Origin of the sequence: Streptomyces sp. JHA26, from assembly GCF_002005565.1 — a bacterium.
In the GTDB taxonomy this organism is placed as follows: Bacteria; Actinomycetota; Actinomycetes; order Streptomycetales; family Streptomycetaceae; genus Streptomyces.
This window is the reverse complement of record NZ_BDJC01000096.1, coordinates 1-15,266: the sequence shown is the minus strand read 5'-3', so window position 1 is coordinate 15,266 and position 15,266 is coordinate 1. Positions and strand designations below refer to the sequence as shown.

Annotated in this window: 9 protein-coding genes; 7 read left to right on the top strand and 2 right to left on the bottom strand. The window is 73.3% G+C overall.

Going from position 1 to position 15,266, the window contains the following annotated elements; genetic code table 11:
• From JHAT_RS32380 to JHAT_RS32365, 4 genes are all read left to right on the top strand, one after another.
• A partial coding sequence (locus JHAT_RS32380) for a type I polyketide synthase (RefSeq protein ID WP_143660571.1) occupies positions 1–3,931 on the top strand: 3,931 nt, incomplete at its 5' end.
• A 142-nt stretch (positions 3,932–4,073) separates the two neighbouring features.
• Positions 4,074–4,922 (top strand): cyclopropane-fatty-acyl-phospholipid synthase family protein, encoded by an 849-nt coding sequence (locus tag JHAT_RS32375; protein WP_077801849.1) that lies wholly within the window; start codon positions 4,074–4,076, stop codon positions 4,920–4,922.
• Positions 4,923–5,167: 245 nt separating this feature from the next.
• Entirely contained in the window at positions 5,168–5,383 is a 216-nt protein-coding gene (locus tag JHAT_RS34860) for a hypothetical protein (protein WP_171991165.1), read from the top strand.
• Between the two features lie 227 nt (positions 5,384–5,610).
• Positions 5,611–6,099, top strand: coding sequence for a GNAT family N-acetyltransferase (locus tag JHAT_RS32365; protein ID WP_077801848.1), 489 nt, complete (start codon positions 5,611–5,613; stop codon positions 6,097–6,099).
• 218 nt (positions 6,100–6,317) lie between these two features.
• Here JHAT_RS32365 and JHAT_RS32360 read toward each other — a convergent pair whose 3' ends face one another.
• Together JHAT_RS32360 and JHAT_RS32355 are read right to left on the bottom strand one after the other, a co-directional pair.
• Positions 6,318–7,868, bottom strand: coding sequence for a CATRA conflict system CASPASE/TPR repeat-associated protein (locus JHAT_RS32360; RefSeq protein ID WP_143660570.1), 1,551 nt, complete (start codon positions 7,866–7,868; stop codon positions 6,318–6,320).
• Positions 7,858–8,193 carry a CATRA system-associated protein gene (locus JHAT_RS32355; protein ID WP_077801846.1) on the bottom strand — a complete coding sequence of 112 codons (336 nt, stop codon included), beginning with the start codon at positions 8,191–8,193 and terminating at the stop codon, positions 7,858–7,860. Before JHAT_RS32355 ends, JHAT_RS32360 begins: the two co-directional genes overlap by 11 nt.
• A 135-nt stretch (positions 8,194–8,328) precedes the next feature.
• On the opposite strand from JHAT_RS32355, the gene JHAT_RS32350 reads away from it, so the two are divergent.
• The 3 genes from JHAT_RS32350 to JHAT_RS32340 all read left to right on the top strand — a co-directional run bounded on the left by JHAT_RS32350 (position 8,329) and on the right by JHAT_RS32340 (position 15,044).
• Entirely contained in the window at positions 8,329–12,342 is a 4,014-nt protein-coding gene (locus tag JHAT_RS32350) for a CHAT domain-containing protein (protein ID WP_077801845.1), read from the top strand.
• A gap of 190 nt (positions 12,343–12,532) precedes the next feature.
• Positions 12,533–13,552 carry a LacI family DNA-binding transcriptional regulator gene (locus tag JHAT_RS32345; RefSeq protein ID WP_077801844.1) on the top strand — a complete coding sequence of 340 codons (1,020 nt, stop codon included), beginning with the start codon at positions 12,533–12,535 and terminating at the stop codon, positions 13,550–13,552.
• 169 nt (positions 13,553–13,721) lie between these two features.
• Positions 13,722–15,044 carry an ROK family protein gene (locus tag JHAT_RS32340; RefSeq protein WP_107482093.1) on the top strand — a complete coding sequence of 441 codons (1,323 nt, stop codon included), beginning with the start codon at positions 13,722–13,724 and terminating at the stop codon, positions 15,042–15,044.
• Positions 15,045–15,266: the final 222 nt, after the last annotated feature.

Here is a 15,266-nt window from a genome sequence, read left to right as displayed (position 1 = left end):
GCTGTTCATCGAGTCCAGCGCGCATCCGGTGCTGACGATGGGCATCGAGCAGACCGCCGAGACCCACACCAACACCCCCGTCACCACAGTCGGTTCACTACGCCGCGGTGAGGGGGGCATGGGGCGCTTCCTGACCTCGGCCGCGGAGGCGTTCGTCGGCGGCGCGACCGTCGACTGGGCCGGGGTGTTCGCGGGCACGGGCGCCCGACGCGTCGAGTTGCCCACCTACGCCTTCCAGCGTCAGCGTTTCTGGCTGGAGTCGGGGGTGGTGTCGGTTGGTGATGTGGGTTCGGTGGGGCTGGTGTCGGCTGGTCATCCGTTGTTGGGGGCGGCGGTGTCGTTGCCGGCCTCGGGTGGGGTGTTGCTGACGGGTCGGTTGTCGTTGGCGTCGCATGGTTGGCTGGCTGATCATGCGGTGGCCGGGGTGGCGTTGTTGCCGGGTACGGCGTTCGTGGAGCTGGCGTTGCGTGCCGGGGACGCGGTGGGCTGCGATCGGGTGGAGGAGTTGACGTTGGAGGCGCCGTTGGTGCTTCCGCAGGACGGCGCCGTCTCCGTCCAGGTCCATGTGGACGGCCCCGGCGAGTCCGGGCGGCGAACGGTGAGCGTGTACTCGCAGACCGACGGCGACTCCTGGACGCGGCATGCCCTCGGCACCCTCGCCGACGACGCTGGGGAGACGGCGCCACGTGCCGACGCCGACGACGGCGCACCGTGGCCGCCCGCCGACGCGGAGGCGGTCGATATAGAAGGACTGTACGACCGATTCGCGCGCAACGGCTTCGGCTACGGGCCGTCGTTCCAGGGGCTGCGGGCCGTATGGCGCCGTGACGAGGAGGTGTTCGCCGAAGTCCGGCTGCCGGAGGAACAGTGGTCCGAGGCCCGGCACCTGGGCGTCCATCCGGCGCTGCTGGACGCGGCGCTGCACGCGATGGCGTTCGGCGGGTTCGTCCGGCTGCCCGGCGATGTCGCCCCGGGCGGTGACACCGGACGCGTCCGGCTCCCCTTCTCCTGGAACGGCGTGTCACTGCACGCGACGGGCGCGTCCGCGCTGCGCGTGCGGCTGGCTCCGGCGGGACCGGACGCGGTGTCGGTGACCGCGTTCGACGGCTCGGGTCGCTCCGTGCTGTCGGTGGACTCGCTCGTCACCCGGGCGATTTCTCGGGAGCAGCTCGGCCGGGAACACGGAACGTTCCACGAGTCGCTCTTCCGCCTGGACTGGACCCCGGCGCCGGCCGTCAACGGGCCCGGCAGGACCGGCAAGTGGGCGGTGCTGGGCGACGACGACACCACGTCGCTCACGACCGTCCTGAAGGCGACCGGCGCGGAGCGGTTCGCGAACCTGTCCGCCCTCGCGGAGTCCATGACGGCGGGCGGCGGCAGCATGCCGGACCTGGTGTTCGTGCCGTTCGAGGACGAGCCGGACACCACCACCGGCTCCGACACCACCACCAGCTCCGGCACCGCCCTCGACTCCGGCGTACGGCGCGCCCTGTCCGCGGACAGCGTGCGCACGGTGACGCACCGGGCGCTGGCCCTGGCGCAGCAGTGGCAGAGCGACGAGCGCTTCACGGGCTCACGCCTGGTGTTCGTGACCCGGAGGGCGGTCGCCGCCCGTGCCGGGGAACGGGTCCTGGATCCGGCCTGCGCGACGGTGTGGGGTCTGGTGCGGGCGGCGCAGTCGGAGAACCCCGACCGGTTCGTTCTCCTGGACCTGGACGACGACGAGGCCTCGCTCACGGCGCTGCCCCGGGTCCTGAGCGGCGACGAGCCGCAACTGGTGGTGCGGGCCGGACGGGCGTTCGCGGCACGGCTCGCCCGGGTGCGGACGACCCCGCACACGGCACCGGCAGCGGAGACGCCGGACACTCCCGTGTGGGACCCCCGGGGCACCGTGCTGATCACGGGAGCCACCGGCGTACTCGGTTCCCTCGTGGCCCGGCACCTGGTGGCCGAGCACGGTGTACGCCACCTGCTGCTGACCAGCCGCCGCGGCGGGGCGGCCGCCGGTGCCGCCGAACTGGCCGACGAACTGACCGCCTCGGGCGCCTCGGTGCGACTGGCGGCCTGTGACGTGGCGGACCGTGCCGCACTCGCGGAGCTGCTGGCGAGCGTGCCCGCCGAGCACCCGCTGACCGGCGTGGTGCACGCCGCCGGCGCCCTCGACGACGCGCTCCTCGGCTCGCTCACGCCCGAGCGGCTGGACGCCGTGCTGCGTCCCAAGAGCGACGCGGCCGTCAACCTGCACGAGTTGACCAGGGAGCTGCCGCTGACGGCGTTCGTGCTGTTCTCGTCGGCGGCCGGCGTGTTCGGCGCGGCGGGACAGGCGAACTACGCCGCGGCCAACGCCTTCCTGGACGCCCTGGCGCAGCACCGCAGGGCGGAAGGGCTGCCCGCGGCCTCCCTGGCCTGGGGCCTGTGGGCCGAACGCAGCGCCATGACCGGGCACATGGACGACGAGGACGTACAGCGGCTGGGACGCTCCGGCGTGGCCGCGTTCTCCTCCGCGGAAGGGCTCGCCCTCTTCGATCTGGCCGTCGAGCAGGCGGCCACGGAGACGGCGGACCCACTCCTGGTGCCCGTGCGCCTGGACGTCGCCGCGCTTCAGGCACAGGCGTCCTCGATCGGCACACCCCCGCTGCTGCGGGGGCTCGTGCGGGTGCCGGCGCGCCGGGCGGCCGACAGCCCCTCCGGCCCCGGCCGGGCCGAGTCCGGCCAGGCGCCGCTCGCGCAGCGCCTGGCCGGACTGACCCCCGCGGAGCAACTGCGGATCCTGACCGAGCTGGTGCGGGAGCACACCGCGACCGTGCTCGGGCACGATTCCGCGGACGCGGTCGAGGACGACCACGCCTTCCTGGAGGTCGGCATCACCTCGCTCACCGCGGTGGAGATCCGCAACCGGCTCAACCACGTCACCGGACTCACCCTGCCCGCGACGCTGCTGTTCGACCACACCACACCGGCCGCGCTCGCCGCCTACCTGCGGGGCCGGTTGCAGCCGGGAGCAACTCCCGAGCCCGAGACGTCCACCGGGACGGCAGGGGCCGGTGGGACCGGACTTCCGGCGGCACCGACGGCACCGGTGGCCGGTGGCGGAGCCGGGGCAGCGGCCGGCGGTTCGACGATCGAGTCGCTCTACCGGCAGGCGTGCGCCGACGGCGAGTACGTGGCCGGCACCCAGCTGCTGATGGCGGCGGCGCGGCTGCGCCCGTCGTTCCGCACGGCCGCCGAGCTGACGACGCCGCCCAAGGTGGTCCGGCTGTCGAAGGGCAGCACGGCGCCGGGGCTGGTGTGCTTCCCGTCGCTGGTGGCGATCTCCGGGGCCCGTGAGTACGCCCGGTTCGCCGCCGGGTTCCGGGGCCGCCGCGATGTCACCGTGCTGCCCGAACCCGGTTTCGGCAAGGGTGAGTTGCTGCCCGCCAGTGTCGACGCGGTGGTGGAGATGCAGGCGGAGGCGACACTGCGGGCCGTCGGGCAGGAGCCGTTCGTGCTCGTCGGCCGGTCGTCGGGCGGGTGGATCGCACAGGCCGTCGCGCGGCTGCTGGAGGAGCGCGGAAGCGCGCCGTCGGCGGTCGTCATGCTGGACACCTATCTGCCGCGCAGTGAGGCGCTGCCGTGGATCCAGACCAACCTGTCCGGCAAGATGTTCGATCGCGAGAAGATGTTCGGTGTGGTGGACGAGGGCAGGCTGACCGCGATGGGCGGCTACCTCCGGCTCTTCTCCACCTGGGGACCGGACCCGGTCGGCGTGCCGATCCTGGCGGTGAAGGCCGAGGAGACCTTCACCGGGTCGGAGCAGACCACCGACGAGGAGGCGGCGTGGGGCCCCCGGGTCACCGTGACCGACGTGCCCGGCGACCACTTCACCATGATGGAGGACCATGCCGGTGCCACCGCCACGGCCGTCCTCGACTGGCTTGCGGAGAACGTGTGAGGCGAGCGCACGGCCACCCGCCGTGCGCCCGCTCGCGCGTCGCGAGAAATGACGGAAGCCGGAAGGACGTGTCCGCGCCTTCGCGCCGTACGGCCCTTCCGCTTCCGTGGAACGCAGTTGACACATATCTGAAGGAGAGAAAGTGACGTCTTCGAGCTTCACCCCCGTCGGTGAGCAGGTCGGCCAGTTCTACGACCAGTTGATGGGGGCGTTCGACGCCTCGCTGTACGGTCCCAACATCCACGTGGGCTTCTGGGACAGCCAGGAGGACTCCACCGGACTGGAGGAGGCCGCCAACCGTCTGACGGACATGATGATCGAGCGGCTGCAGCTCCGCCCCGGCGCCCGGGTGCTGGACATCGGCTGCGGCCTCGGCGGGCCGGCGCTGCGCCTGGCGAAGGTCACGGGTGCCGAGGTGGTCGGTATCAGCGTCAGCCGCAAGCAGGTGGAGAAGGCCAACCTGCTGGCGGAGGAGGCCGGGCTGAGCGGCAAGGTCAGCTTCCAGCACGGTGACGCGATGAACCTGCCGTTCGACGACGCCTCCTTCGACGCCGTGTGGATGCTGGAGTCCGTCATGCAGATGCCGGACCGGAAGGCCGCCCTCACCGAGGCGGGCCGGGTCCTGCGCCCGGGCGGCCGGCTCGCGCTCACGGACAACTACGAGCGGGAGACCATCTCGGCGGAGCGGCGCCCGGTGATCGAGGGCATCCTCAAGCGGTACCTCACGCAGTCGCCGGCGTCCTTCGAGGAGTACCCGTCCATGCTGCGCGAGGCGGGGCTCCGCTGTGCGGAGATCGTCGACGTCAGTGAGAACACCACCCGGCAGTCGGTCCGGCGGCTCGGCGAGGCGCTCGCCGAGAACATGGCCGAACTGGCCGCGAAGGTCGACCCGGAGGTCTTCGCCAAGCTGAAGCCCGCGGAGGGCGAGAACATGGAGATGCCCGAGGTGGGCTACCTGATCGTGACGGCGCGCCGTCCCGAGGAGGCGTAGGCACCCAGGGTCAGTACACGGACCCGGCAGGGAGGGGCGCGTCGCCACGGCGGCGCGCCCCTCCGCGCGCGATCCGGCCCGAACAGACCGCGTGACGGTCACCTCGGCGCCCAGCCGCACAAGGCCGGTCGTGTCGAGCTCCGGGTGCCGCGGATAGGCGGGCTCCGGTTCGTGCGCCACGCCCCGGTGGTGGAGGAAGTCGTCCACGTGCCGCTCGAACGAGGGAGCGGCACAGAGGACCGTCGGTGGCCCTGGTCGCCGTACCCAACGAGGTGCGGACCCCGTCCGTCCCGTCCACTCCGGTGTCCCGCAGCACCCCGTTCCTGGCCGGGGTGCAGCAGCCGTGGCAGTGGAAGAGCCCCGGGCGTGCCGACTGGGCGGAGCGCTTGCAGAGCCGGCACGACCCGCGCCCGGCCAGGTTCACGAGCGCGCCGAAGAGCTCCTCCAGCGCTCGCCGGTAGTACGAGTTCTCCGCCGCGTCGTCGCCCCTGGTCCGTCCGCCCGGGCCTCATGGAAGAGCACGGGTACGTCGATGGCGTCGGGACACCTCAGGGGCTTCTGGTCTTTCGTGTTCTCGACGGGCACGACACTCACTCCGCCAGGATCCGGGTGCCCGCCGCCGGGGATCGGAGCGGTTCCCCGCCGCCCCGCCGCACGACGGCACGCCCCGGCGCGACATAATCTCCCGATGAGTCCACGCGCTTCTTCGGTCAGCCGGCCGATCACGATAAGGAGGGCCGTGGCGCGGGACGCCAAACGGCTCACGCGGCTCGTGCGTGGCTCGGGCGCCTACGGGGGCAAGTACGCCGCCGCGGTCGCGGGCTACCGGGTCGGCCCTGACTACATCGAGGCCCACCGCGCCTTCGTGGCCGTCGGCGCCGACGAGCACGGAGGCCGGGTCCTCGGGTTCTACTCGCTCGTCCTCGCCCCGCCGGAGCTCGACCTGCTGTTCGTCGCCGACGAAGCGCAGGGACGGGGTATCGGACGACTGCTCGTCGCGCACATGCAGTCCGAAGCCCGTGCCGCCGGGCTCGACCGTGTCAAGGTCGTGTCGCACGTTCCCGCCGAGGGCTTCTACCACCGCGCCGGTGCGGTGCGGACCGGGACCGCGCTCGCGAACCCGCCCGCCGTGCCGTGGGACCGGCCCGAATTCGAGTTTCGCGTTCCTGCGGAATGACGCGGTGCGCCGGTTCGCGGGGGCGCCCGGCCTCGCCTGCGCGGCGGCCGGCCGGCAGAGCCGCCGGACGCCGCGTGCTCCGTGTGGGCCGCATGTGCCGTCGCCTCCGCCCGGGCGCGGGTCATGCCTTCGCCGGCGGTGGGGGAGAGGCGGAAGACGATCGACGTAGCCGGTGCGGCGGCCGTGCCCGGTGCGGGTGGTGCGGGTGGTGCGGGCGGTCAGAGGAAAGCGCGGCGGCTGAGCCAGACGCCGGTGATGCCGAACAGGAGGGCGCCGGGTGCCACCCAGAGCGCGGTGTGACCGGTGTCGAGGAGGCGGCTCGACAGCCAGCAGGCCGCCGCGCCCGTTCCGGCCAGGCCCGCGACCTCGAAGAGCGCGCCGCCGCGTCCGCCGTACCCGCCTCGCCAGCGCCGCAGGACGACGGTGGGCAGGGCGACGGCGAGCGCGGTCAGCAGGGCGATCAACGGCCCCTGGGCCGACGCCGGGACGGGGAGCTCGTAGCCGAGTGCCTGCACGGCCGTGAGGGCCATCAACAGACCGCCGATGACCGAGGTCTGGACGAGTGACACGTACTGCTGGTGGTTCTGCAGGTGCTGCGTGGCTTCCTGGGTGGTGACGCGCACGGCCTCGGAGACCAGCTCACGGGTGGTGGCGATGCCGGCCGCGTCGTCCTGCAGTACCGCGGACAACCGCTCGACGCACTGGACATCCGCTGCCAGGGGTCTCGGGTCCGGCCTTCCCGGTTCCGTCAGGGAATCGTTCATCGTGTCCGCGGCGATGGTCACGGTCCGCGCCATCGTTCGCAGGCCGCCGTCCCTGACAGCGGCCCGCCGGTCCGCGATCTGCAGTTTCTGAGCCGCACCGGCCAGCTTCTCCCAGCGTGCCAGGGTGCGCCGGCCGGTCCTGCCGCCGCCCGCGCCGAGCAGACGGTGGCACTCGTCGAGGAGCCGGTCGGCCTCCTGCTGCAGCTCCTGCCGCTCTCGATCCAACCGCTGGTCGGCGTCCCGTCGTACGCGGTACTGGTGGCGCACGATCGAGGCATGCAGCAGGTACCGCGTCACGGGAGCCAGCCGTGCGCCGCCGTCGGTCCAGATCCAGTCGTCGAGGAGCCCCTCCTGCTCGTCCGTCGCGGCCGCGGTGGCGAGGAGGCGGCGGTCGCGGCCCACCGGATCGGCCTGCGCGGGGGCGGCCTCCCACAGGGACAGGCCGGGACCGAGGGCGACACGCTCCGACAGCGTCTCCGGGGCGCCGGCCGACGTGCCGGACAGGCACAGGGCCAACTGCCGTCCCACCTCGTCATCGGTGCGGGGCGGACCGGCCGCGGGTTCGACGAGCGCGCGGTGGATGCGGACCGCGCCGAGGAGCGGATCCGGGGTGCCCGACGGCGACGGGGCGCAGGCGCGGTCCCAGGCGTCGTCGAGCTCGGTCCACACGTCCGCCGTCCGCGTGGCCGTGTGCGAGGCGCCCGTCCCGGGGGGCGCCAGGATCACCGCGAGTCCGAGGGTGTTCCCGTACGTGTAGAGCATCGCCTCGTACACGCCGGGCCCTTGACGCCTCCTTGCCGCCAGCTGCCGGAAACCGGGCGAGCCGTCGATGACCGTGGGCAACGCCAGATCCGTCGCCGGCGGCAGCGGCCGGTCCATGCCCAGCCGGTCGCACGCCCGCCAGAGCCCGGTCAGACGGGCGTGTCCGCCCGCCCGGAGCCGAGGGATGTCCAGGAAGCAGTGGATCTGCAACGCCTCACGGGAGAACCGTGGTTCAGCGCTCATCGGGCCGGTCCGGAGCGGGGTCGTCCCTGCCGCCGAGCTCGTGGACCACCACGCCCTTGCGCTCCAGGACCGGCGGCGGCGCCGGCCTCGGTCCGGTTCGGTTGTCGGACAGCGACCGGGGTGGTCTCCGCCGGGTGGCGACCGTGTCCTCCAGACGGTCCGTCGCCCGCTTCACCCCGATGGGGTCGTTCCGTCCGGCGGCTGCCGAGAGGGCGTCGAGATGACGCTCCACCTCGGACCAGCCCTCGGAGGTCAGTCTCCAGGTGTGCATCGCGGACAAGAGGTCGACGGCCTCTTGCCGGATCTCCTCGTCGTCGTACGACACGCGTCCCCCTTGGTATCGTGCGCAGCCGATCAAGGATATGACACGGTGCCAACTTCCCTCTGCGGAAACGGCGGTGGGACCGGGTGCCGGAATGACGGTGGACGTCTTCGGCGGAACCGGAGGGCTGCTCGCAAGGTGAACCTGAGACGACTGGCCGGGCAGGTGCTCGGCGTCGGAGGGGAACGCGTGGAGGCGGTGCGTCTGCGGGAGCGGGCGGAGGCGCGAGCCCGGCAGTGGCAGGGCGACCGGCAGGACCCCGCTGTCCTCGCCGAGGTGATCGAACTGCGCCGGGCAGCCTTCGCGGCGATCCGGCCCACGGATCCCGCACAGTGCGTCCTCGGCATGGAGCTCGCCGTCGACCTGCACGGGAGGTGGCTCCGGTTCGCGGCACCAGGCGATCTCGACGAGGCGATCACCGTGCTGGAGAAGGCCCTGCGGCAGGCGCCGGCGCCGACCTACCCGGACTGGATCAGCCTCCACGCCGGCCTCGCCCGGCTCTACAGCGCGCGCTGCGATGCCGGTCCGGCGCGGCTGTCCGATGTCGCCCGTGCGGCCGAACTGGCCCAGACGGTGGCCGGGGGACTGCGCCACGACGACCCTCGCGCCGAGGAGCACTGGGAGAACGCCGTGTACCAGCGTGCCGCGCTCGCCCAGCGGAACGGGGACGCCGCCGCCCTCGGGCGGCTCGTCGCCGAATGCCGTCAGCGGGTGACGCGGCCCTTCCTCCACACCCACCGACCGGAACTGGCCTGGCGGCTGCTGGGGGACTGCGCGAAGTTCCGCTACGGCCTCACCGCGGATCCGGCCGACAACCGCCTCGCGCTCGACGCGTTCGACCGTGTCCTGCGGACGCTGCAGCCCGGCACCGAGGCGTGGCACCGATGCCTCCGGAAGCAGTGCGAATGCCTGCTCCAGCGGTACACGCACACCGCGGACGAGACGGTCTTCGGCCAGGCGGAGGAACTGGCCTCCCGGCTCGTGGAGGCGTGGCGGAACGACCCGGGCGCTGCAGGGGGCGACGAGGCGGGGGCCCGCGCGCTCCGCTACCGCGGGAAGCTGCGCTTCCTCCGCTTCGAACTGCGCGGTGACCTCGACGACCTGCGGTCGGCACGCCGGGCCTTCGACGAAGCCCTCCCCCTGACCTGCACCTCGGCGGCCGACCTGCGCACGGACGTGCAGTACCACGTGGCGCAGGCACTGATCCAGGGGCACGACAGAGCGGTCTCGCTCGCGTCCGACCTGGACGAGGCCGAACACCTGGCCGCGCAATCGTTGGCGTCGTTGCCGCCGGGTGCCCCGGACCACGGCCTGCACCTGCACCTGGTGGCCGAGGTACGGCACCGTCGCGGACTGTCGGCCGGGGAACCCGCCGTCCTGAGGGAGGCCGTCCGCCTGCACCGGGAGGCGGCGTCGGCGGTGGCCGTCGACGCTCCTTCGTTCCTCTGGCGGTCGAAGAACTCGCTGAGCGTCTCCCTGAAGCAGCTGTACCTGGTCACCGGGGACCAGGAACTCCTCGTCGACGCGGTGACCAACGCGGAGCAGGCGATCCTGGCCGCACCGGGCCACGTGCTGGCGACGGACAACGGAGCACGCCTGCACACCACACTGGGTGATCTGCACCGGCTGCTCCACGAGACGACGGGCGACCAGGAGAGTCTGCGCCTCGCCCTGGAGCACACCCGGACAGCCGTGGACCACGCCATGGCGGACAGCGCCGACTGGGCCACCTGCCTGTCGAACCACGCCGCCGTCGTGGGACTCCCCGACCGGCCCCAGGACCGCCGTGCCGCGGAGCGCATCTACCGGCAGGCCCTCGACGCCCCGAACATCCGCCCGTCCGTCCTGGCGATCGTGCTGCACAACTTCGGTGCTCAGCTCAGCCGGATCGGCGAGAGCACCGGAGACCGGACGGTGCTGTCGGAGGCCATCACCCACCTGCAGCGTGCCGTCGACGTCGCCGACCCGCACGATCTCCACCAGCCCCACTACCGGCGCAACCTGGCCCATGCCCTGCTCGCCCTCTGGTACATCGAGCGGGACCCGGAACTCGTCGAGCGCGCCCTCGAGATCACGTTGCGGGCCCTGGCGGAGATGCCGGTCACCGCTTCCGACCGCCCCCTGCTGCACAGCCTGCACGCCAGTCTCCTCACGGCCCGCTTCCACGACCACGACGACACGGACGACCTGGCCGCGGCCTGCGAGGCGGCGCGCCAGGCCCTCGAACTGACCCCACCCGGTCACACCACCCGAGCGGCCCGGCACACCCAGTACGGCGAGACCCTGCACAGCCGGGCCCTCCTCGGAGGCCACCCCGAGGCGGTCGCCGAGGCACACCGGCACCTGCGCCTGGGGCTGGAGGGCCAGGAGGAGGACCCCGGGTGGGCGACACGCGCCATGTTCCTCGCCCACGCGCTGACGACCGGAGCGCAGGACAACACCCGCGCCACAGCGGCGCGTGCCGAGGCTCTCGCGCTCTACCGACAGGCTGCGACGCACCGCTACGCGCCTCCGGACGAGCGATGGGCGGCGGCCCTGGCCTGGGGACGGCTGCACGTGGAGGCAGGCGAGTGGGACGAGGCGCTGGAGGGCTTCGGCGCCGCGATCGAGGTCCTGCCCCAGTCGGCGTGGCCGGGTTTGTCGCGGGAAGATCAGCTGCTGACCCTCGGCGGCACGTCTGCGACCGTGTCCGACGCCGCGGCCGTGGCCCTGATGGCCGGCCGGCCGGAGCGTGCCGTGGAGCTCCTCGAGCACGGACGGGCGGTGCTCCTCTCCCACGCGCTGGACATGAACACGGACCTGGACGAGGTCCGTGCTCGGGACGGACGGCTCGCGGACGAACTGGAACACGTCCGCGGGGCGCTGAACAGGGCACTCGCGGTGTCCACGGTCGAGGGTCAGGGCCCCGAGTATCCGCATCACCTGTCCGCACGGCGCCGGGAGCTGCAACACCGCTGGACCGATCTCGTGGAGCGGGCGCGGAGCCTGCCGGGGATGGCAGGGTTCCTCCGCCCGCCCGGATTCACCGACCTGGTGTCGGCGGGGGAGCACGGGCCGGTGATCCTGTACAACGTCAGCAGCCTGCGCTGTGACGCACTGGTCCTGGCGGAGGGCGGCGTACGCGTCGTACCGCTCCCGGCCTTCGACCCGAGGAAGGCCGAGATGCGCGCGGACGCCTTCGCCGCACTCCTCAGGGACGCCGACGACCGCGTCCCAGGCGCCCAGGAGGAGCTCCGCGCCTACCTCACCGACCTGTTGCACTGGCTGTGGTGCACCCTGCTCGAGCCGGTGCTGGAATCCCTGGGGTACGAGGCCGTGCCGCCCGGGGCGCAGCCGCCCCGCCTGTGGCTGTGCCCCACCGGTGTGCTCAACCGCCTGCCGCTGCACGCGGCGGGCACGCTTCCGGAGGACCCGTACGACACCCGGCAGGCACCCGACATGGCCATGGACCGTGCCGTCTGCTCGTACACACCGACCGTCCGCTCCCTGATGGCCGCCCGTTCACGGCACCCGGCGGGGGACGGACGCCCACCGCGCCCCCTGGTGGTCGGAGTGTCGGAGACACCCGGCGCGCCGGAACTGCCCCCACTGCCCGAGGTGGCCACCGAAGTGGCAAGGGTGACCGGCCTCCTGGCCGGAAGCACGGAGCTGCCGGACGCACAGGCCACACGGGCCGCGATCCTCTCCGCTCTCCGGACACACGACTGGTTCCACTTCGCCGGCCACGGTGAGCAGGACCGGACCGGGCTCGACGGCACCCTCTACACCTCGGACCACGCCACCAGCGGCTCCATCCGCGTCAGCGACATCGCCGGGCTGCGCCTGCCCCGCGCCGATCTCGCCTACCTCTCCGCCTGCCAGACGCAGCGCGCCACCGCCGACCACCCCGACGAACCGGTGACCCTGGCCGGCGCGCTACGGCTGGCGGGGTTCCAGCACGTGATCGCGACGCACTGGAGCCTGGACAGCAGGATCGCCCTCCGGACCGCCGAGCACTTCTACGGCCATCTGCGCACAGCGGCCGAACGCGTCGGCACGCCCCCCGGAGCCGCCGGAGCGGGCCTCGCCCTGCGCGCGGCCGTGCTCAGGCTCCGCAGACGGCGTCCGGACGCACCGGAACTCTGGGCCTCCCTGGTCCACGTGGGGCCGTGACCGTGCTCCGTGCAGTGGGTGCCGTGCGCACGCGTCACCGATGACCCGGTCCGGTTCGGTGTCACGGTGCGAAGCAGCGGGGAGCGTCGGACCCTGCGCCCGCGTCTCGCCCACGGTCCGCCCGGGACGGCCGGGTACGGCGGTCTGCCGCCCTGTGCCCGGGGGAGAGCCCGGCGTTAGAGTTCCCCTCATGAACAGGCAGGCCCCGACGCTGGAGGACGTCGCACGGGAGGCGGGGGTCTCCCGCGCCACCGTGTCGCGGGTCGTGAACGGCGTGCGCAACGTCGACCCCGGCATCCAGGACCTGGTCCGCAGCGCGATCGAACGGACGGGGTACACGCCGAACCGCGCGGCGAGGGCGTTGGTCACCCGGCGCACCGGGACGGTGGCCCTCATCGTCTCCGGCGCGGGCGACACCTTCGCCGGCCGGGTGTTCGCCGACCCGTTCTTCGGCCGTGTCGTCAACGGCGTCGTGGGATACCTCCGGGCACGCGCGATGCAACCGGTCCTGCTGTTCGCCGAGTCGGAGGCGGCCAGGACACAGGTGGTCGACTACGTGCGGCAGGGCAGCGCGGACGGCGCGCTGGTGGTCTCCGTGCAGTCGGACGACCCCCTGACGGACATGCTCCTCTCCGCCCGTGTGCCCACGGTGCTGTTCGCACGTCCCGCCCGGGCGACACCGGTCACCTGCGTCGACCTGGACCACTACGAGGGGGGACGCCTGGCCGGAGAGCACCTCCTGGCCCGCGGCTGTCGCCGTATCGCGGTGATCGGCGCTCCGCCGGATCTCCGGGCCGGCCGGGAACGCCTCGCCGGATTCCGCGACGCCCTGGCGCGCGCCGGGCAGGACAGCCCCCCGGTGGTGGCGGGGGCCTTCACCCTCGACAGCGGGGCGACGGCCGCGGCGGCGTTGCTGCGGGACCACCCCGCTGTGGACGGCGTGTTCGCGGCCAACGACCTGATGGCCCAGGGCGCCTGTCACGTCCTGCGGGAACTGGGCAGGCGCATACCGGAGGACGTCGCCGTCGTTGGGTTCGACGACTCGAGCGTCGCCGTGACGTGCCGGCCGCCGCTGACCACCGTGCGCCAGCCGGTGGAGGACATGGCGGCGGCCATGGCCGGGCTGCTGGACGAGCAGGTCCAGGGTGCCCGCACCGAACCCCGCACCCTCGTCTTCGCACCGGAACTGATCGTACGCGAGTCCGCCTGATCCGGCGCGTCCCCCACCGGGCGCTCGTGGGGGCGGGCCGGGGCGGCACCCTGCGCCCCGACGTCGCCAGGTCTTAATTTAGGATGTGAGTTAAGTGTCGGACCGAAGGACGCGTCAAGGGCTCGGTCACAGGTAGGTTGCGGTGACGACTTCGGAACGAGGGGACAGGGTGAAGATGCGCAGTGGCCGTACAGTGCGTGACCTGCGGCGGGAGAACCGGACCGCGGTGTTGCAACGGTTGTACTTCGACGGGCCGCTCAGCCGGTTCGCCCTGGGGCCGGCGACCGGGCTGAGTTCGGGCTCGGTGAGCAACGTGGTCTCCGAGCTGGTCGCGGAAGGGCTGGTGGAGGAGGCGGGCAGCGTCGATTCGGCCGGCGGCCGGCCCCGCACCCTGCTGCGCGTCAGCGCGAGCAGCGGTTACATGATCGGCGTCGACATCGGCGAGACCCGGGTGCGGGTCGAGCTCTTCGACGTCGCCCTCACCGAGCTGGCCCGCGTCGAGAAGCCGCTGGAGACCGACGGCCCGAACCGCCTCGACCGCTACGACGTCGGCGTCGTCGTGACGCATCTGCGCGAGGGCATCCGCGAGGTGCTGGAGGAGGCCGGCATCGCGGCGGAGCGGCTGCTCGGCGTCGGGATCGGAGTGCCGGGCATCGTCGCCGGGACCCCGGAGGACGGCGCCGTCGTGCACGGCCAGACGATCGGCTGGGACGCCGTTCCCCTGGAACGGCTGCTGCGCGAGTCCCGGATCCTGCCCGAGACCGTGCCGTACTACATCGACAACGGCGCCAGGACGCTGGGCCAGGCGGAGATGTGGTTCGGCGCCGGCCGGGGCGCGCAGAGCGTGGCGGTGGTGCTCTTCGGCTCCGGCGTCGGCGCCTGCGTCGTCGGTGACGACATGGGTCCGGCCCGGGCCGTGGAGTGGGGGCACCTGACGGTGCGGGTGCGCGGGCGCCGGTGCCGTTGCGGCGCCCGGGGCTGCCTGGAGGCGTACGCGGGTGCGGAGGCGTTGCTCCAGCGCTGGGCGGAGGCCGGCGGCCGGCCTCCCGAGGGCGTGGACGAGGAGACCGCGCTCACCGCGATGCTCGCGGCCGCGTACCCGGCCCCGGACGCGACGGGGGAGGGTCCGGAGCCCGACGCGACCGCCCTCGCCGTCCTCGAGGAGACCGCCGAGTACCTCGGCGCCGGGTTCTCCGACCTGATCAACCTCTTCCAGCCCGAACGCATCCTGGTCGGTGGCTGGGCCGGACTGCAGCTGGGCCGGCGCTTCCTGGACTCGGTGACGGCCCACGCCACCTCGTACGCCCTCGCCTATCCCGCCGCCCGCGTCCGCATCGACCTCGGCACCCTGGGGCCGGACGCCGTCACCGTGGGCGCCGCACTCCTGCCGCTCGCCGACTTCTTCGCGCGGGGCGGCCGGCCGGAGGCGACCGAACCGGTGGAACCGGGCCCGGCGTGGCGGACGGCCCTGCGGGAGCGCTCGGTGCAGTGAGCGGTGCCTGCCGTCCCGGAGGAGCTCTCCGGGGGCGGCCGGCCCGGTCGCGGCTCCCGGCCCCCGGCGCTGGGAAAAGGCCCGTGACGCGCCGATTCCCCTCCGGTGCCACGGCCCCGCCGCGGTCCACGAGAGGTGATGCCCGCACCTCGGCCGAGGACGCGGCGCGCAGGGGGCCCACGGCGCCACGCGGGCCCGGCCGGCGCCGTGGCCGGTGCGGGC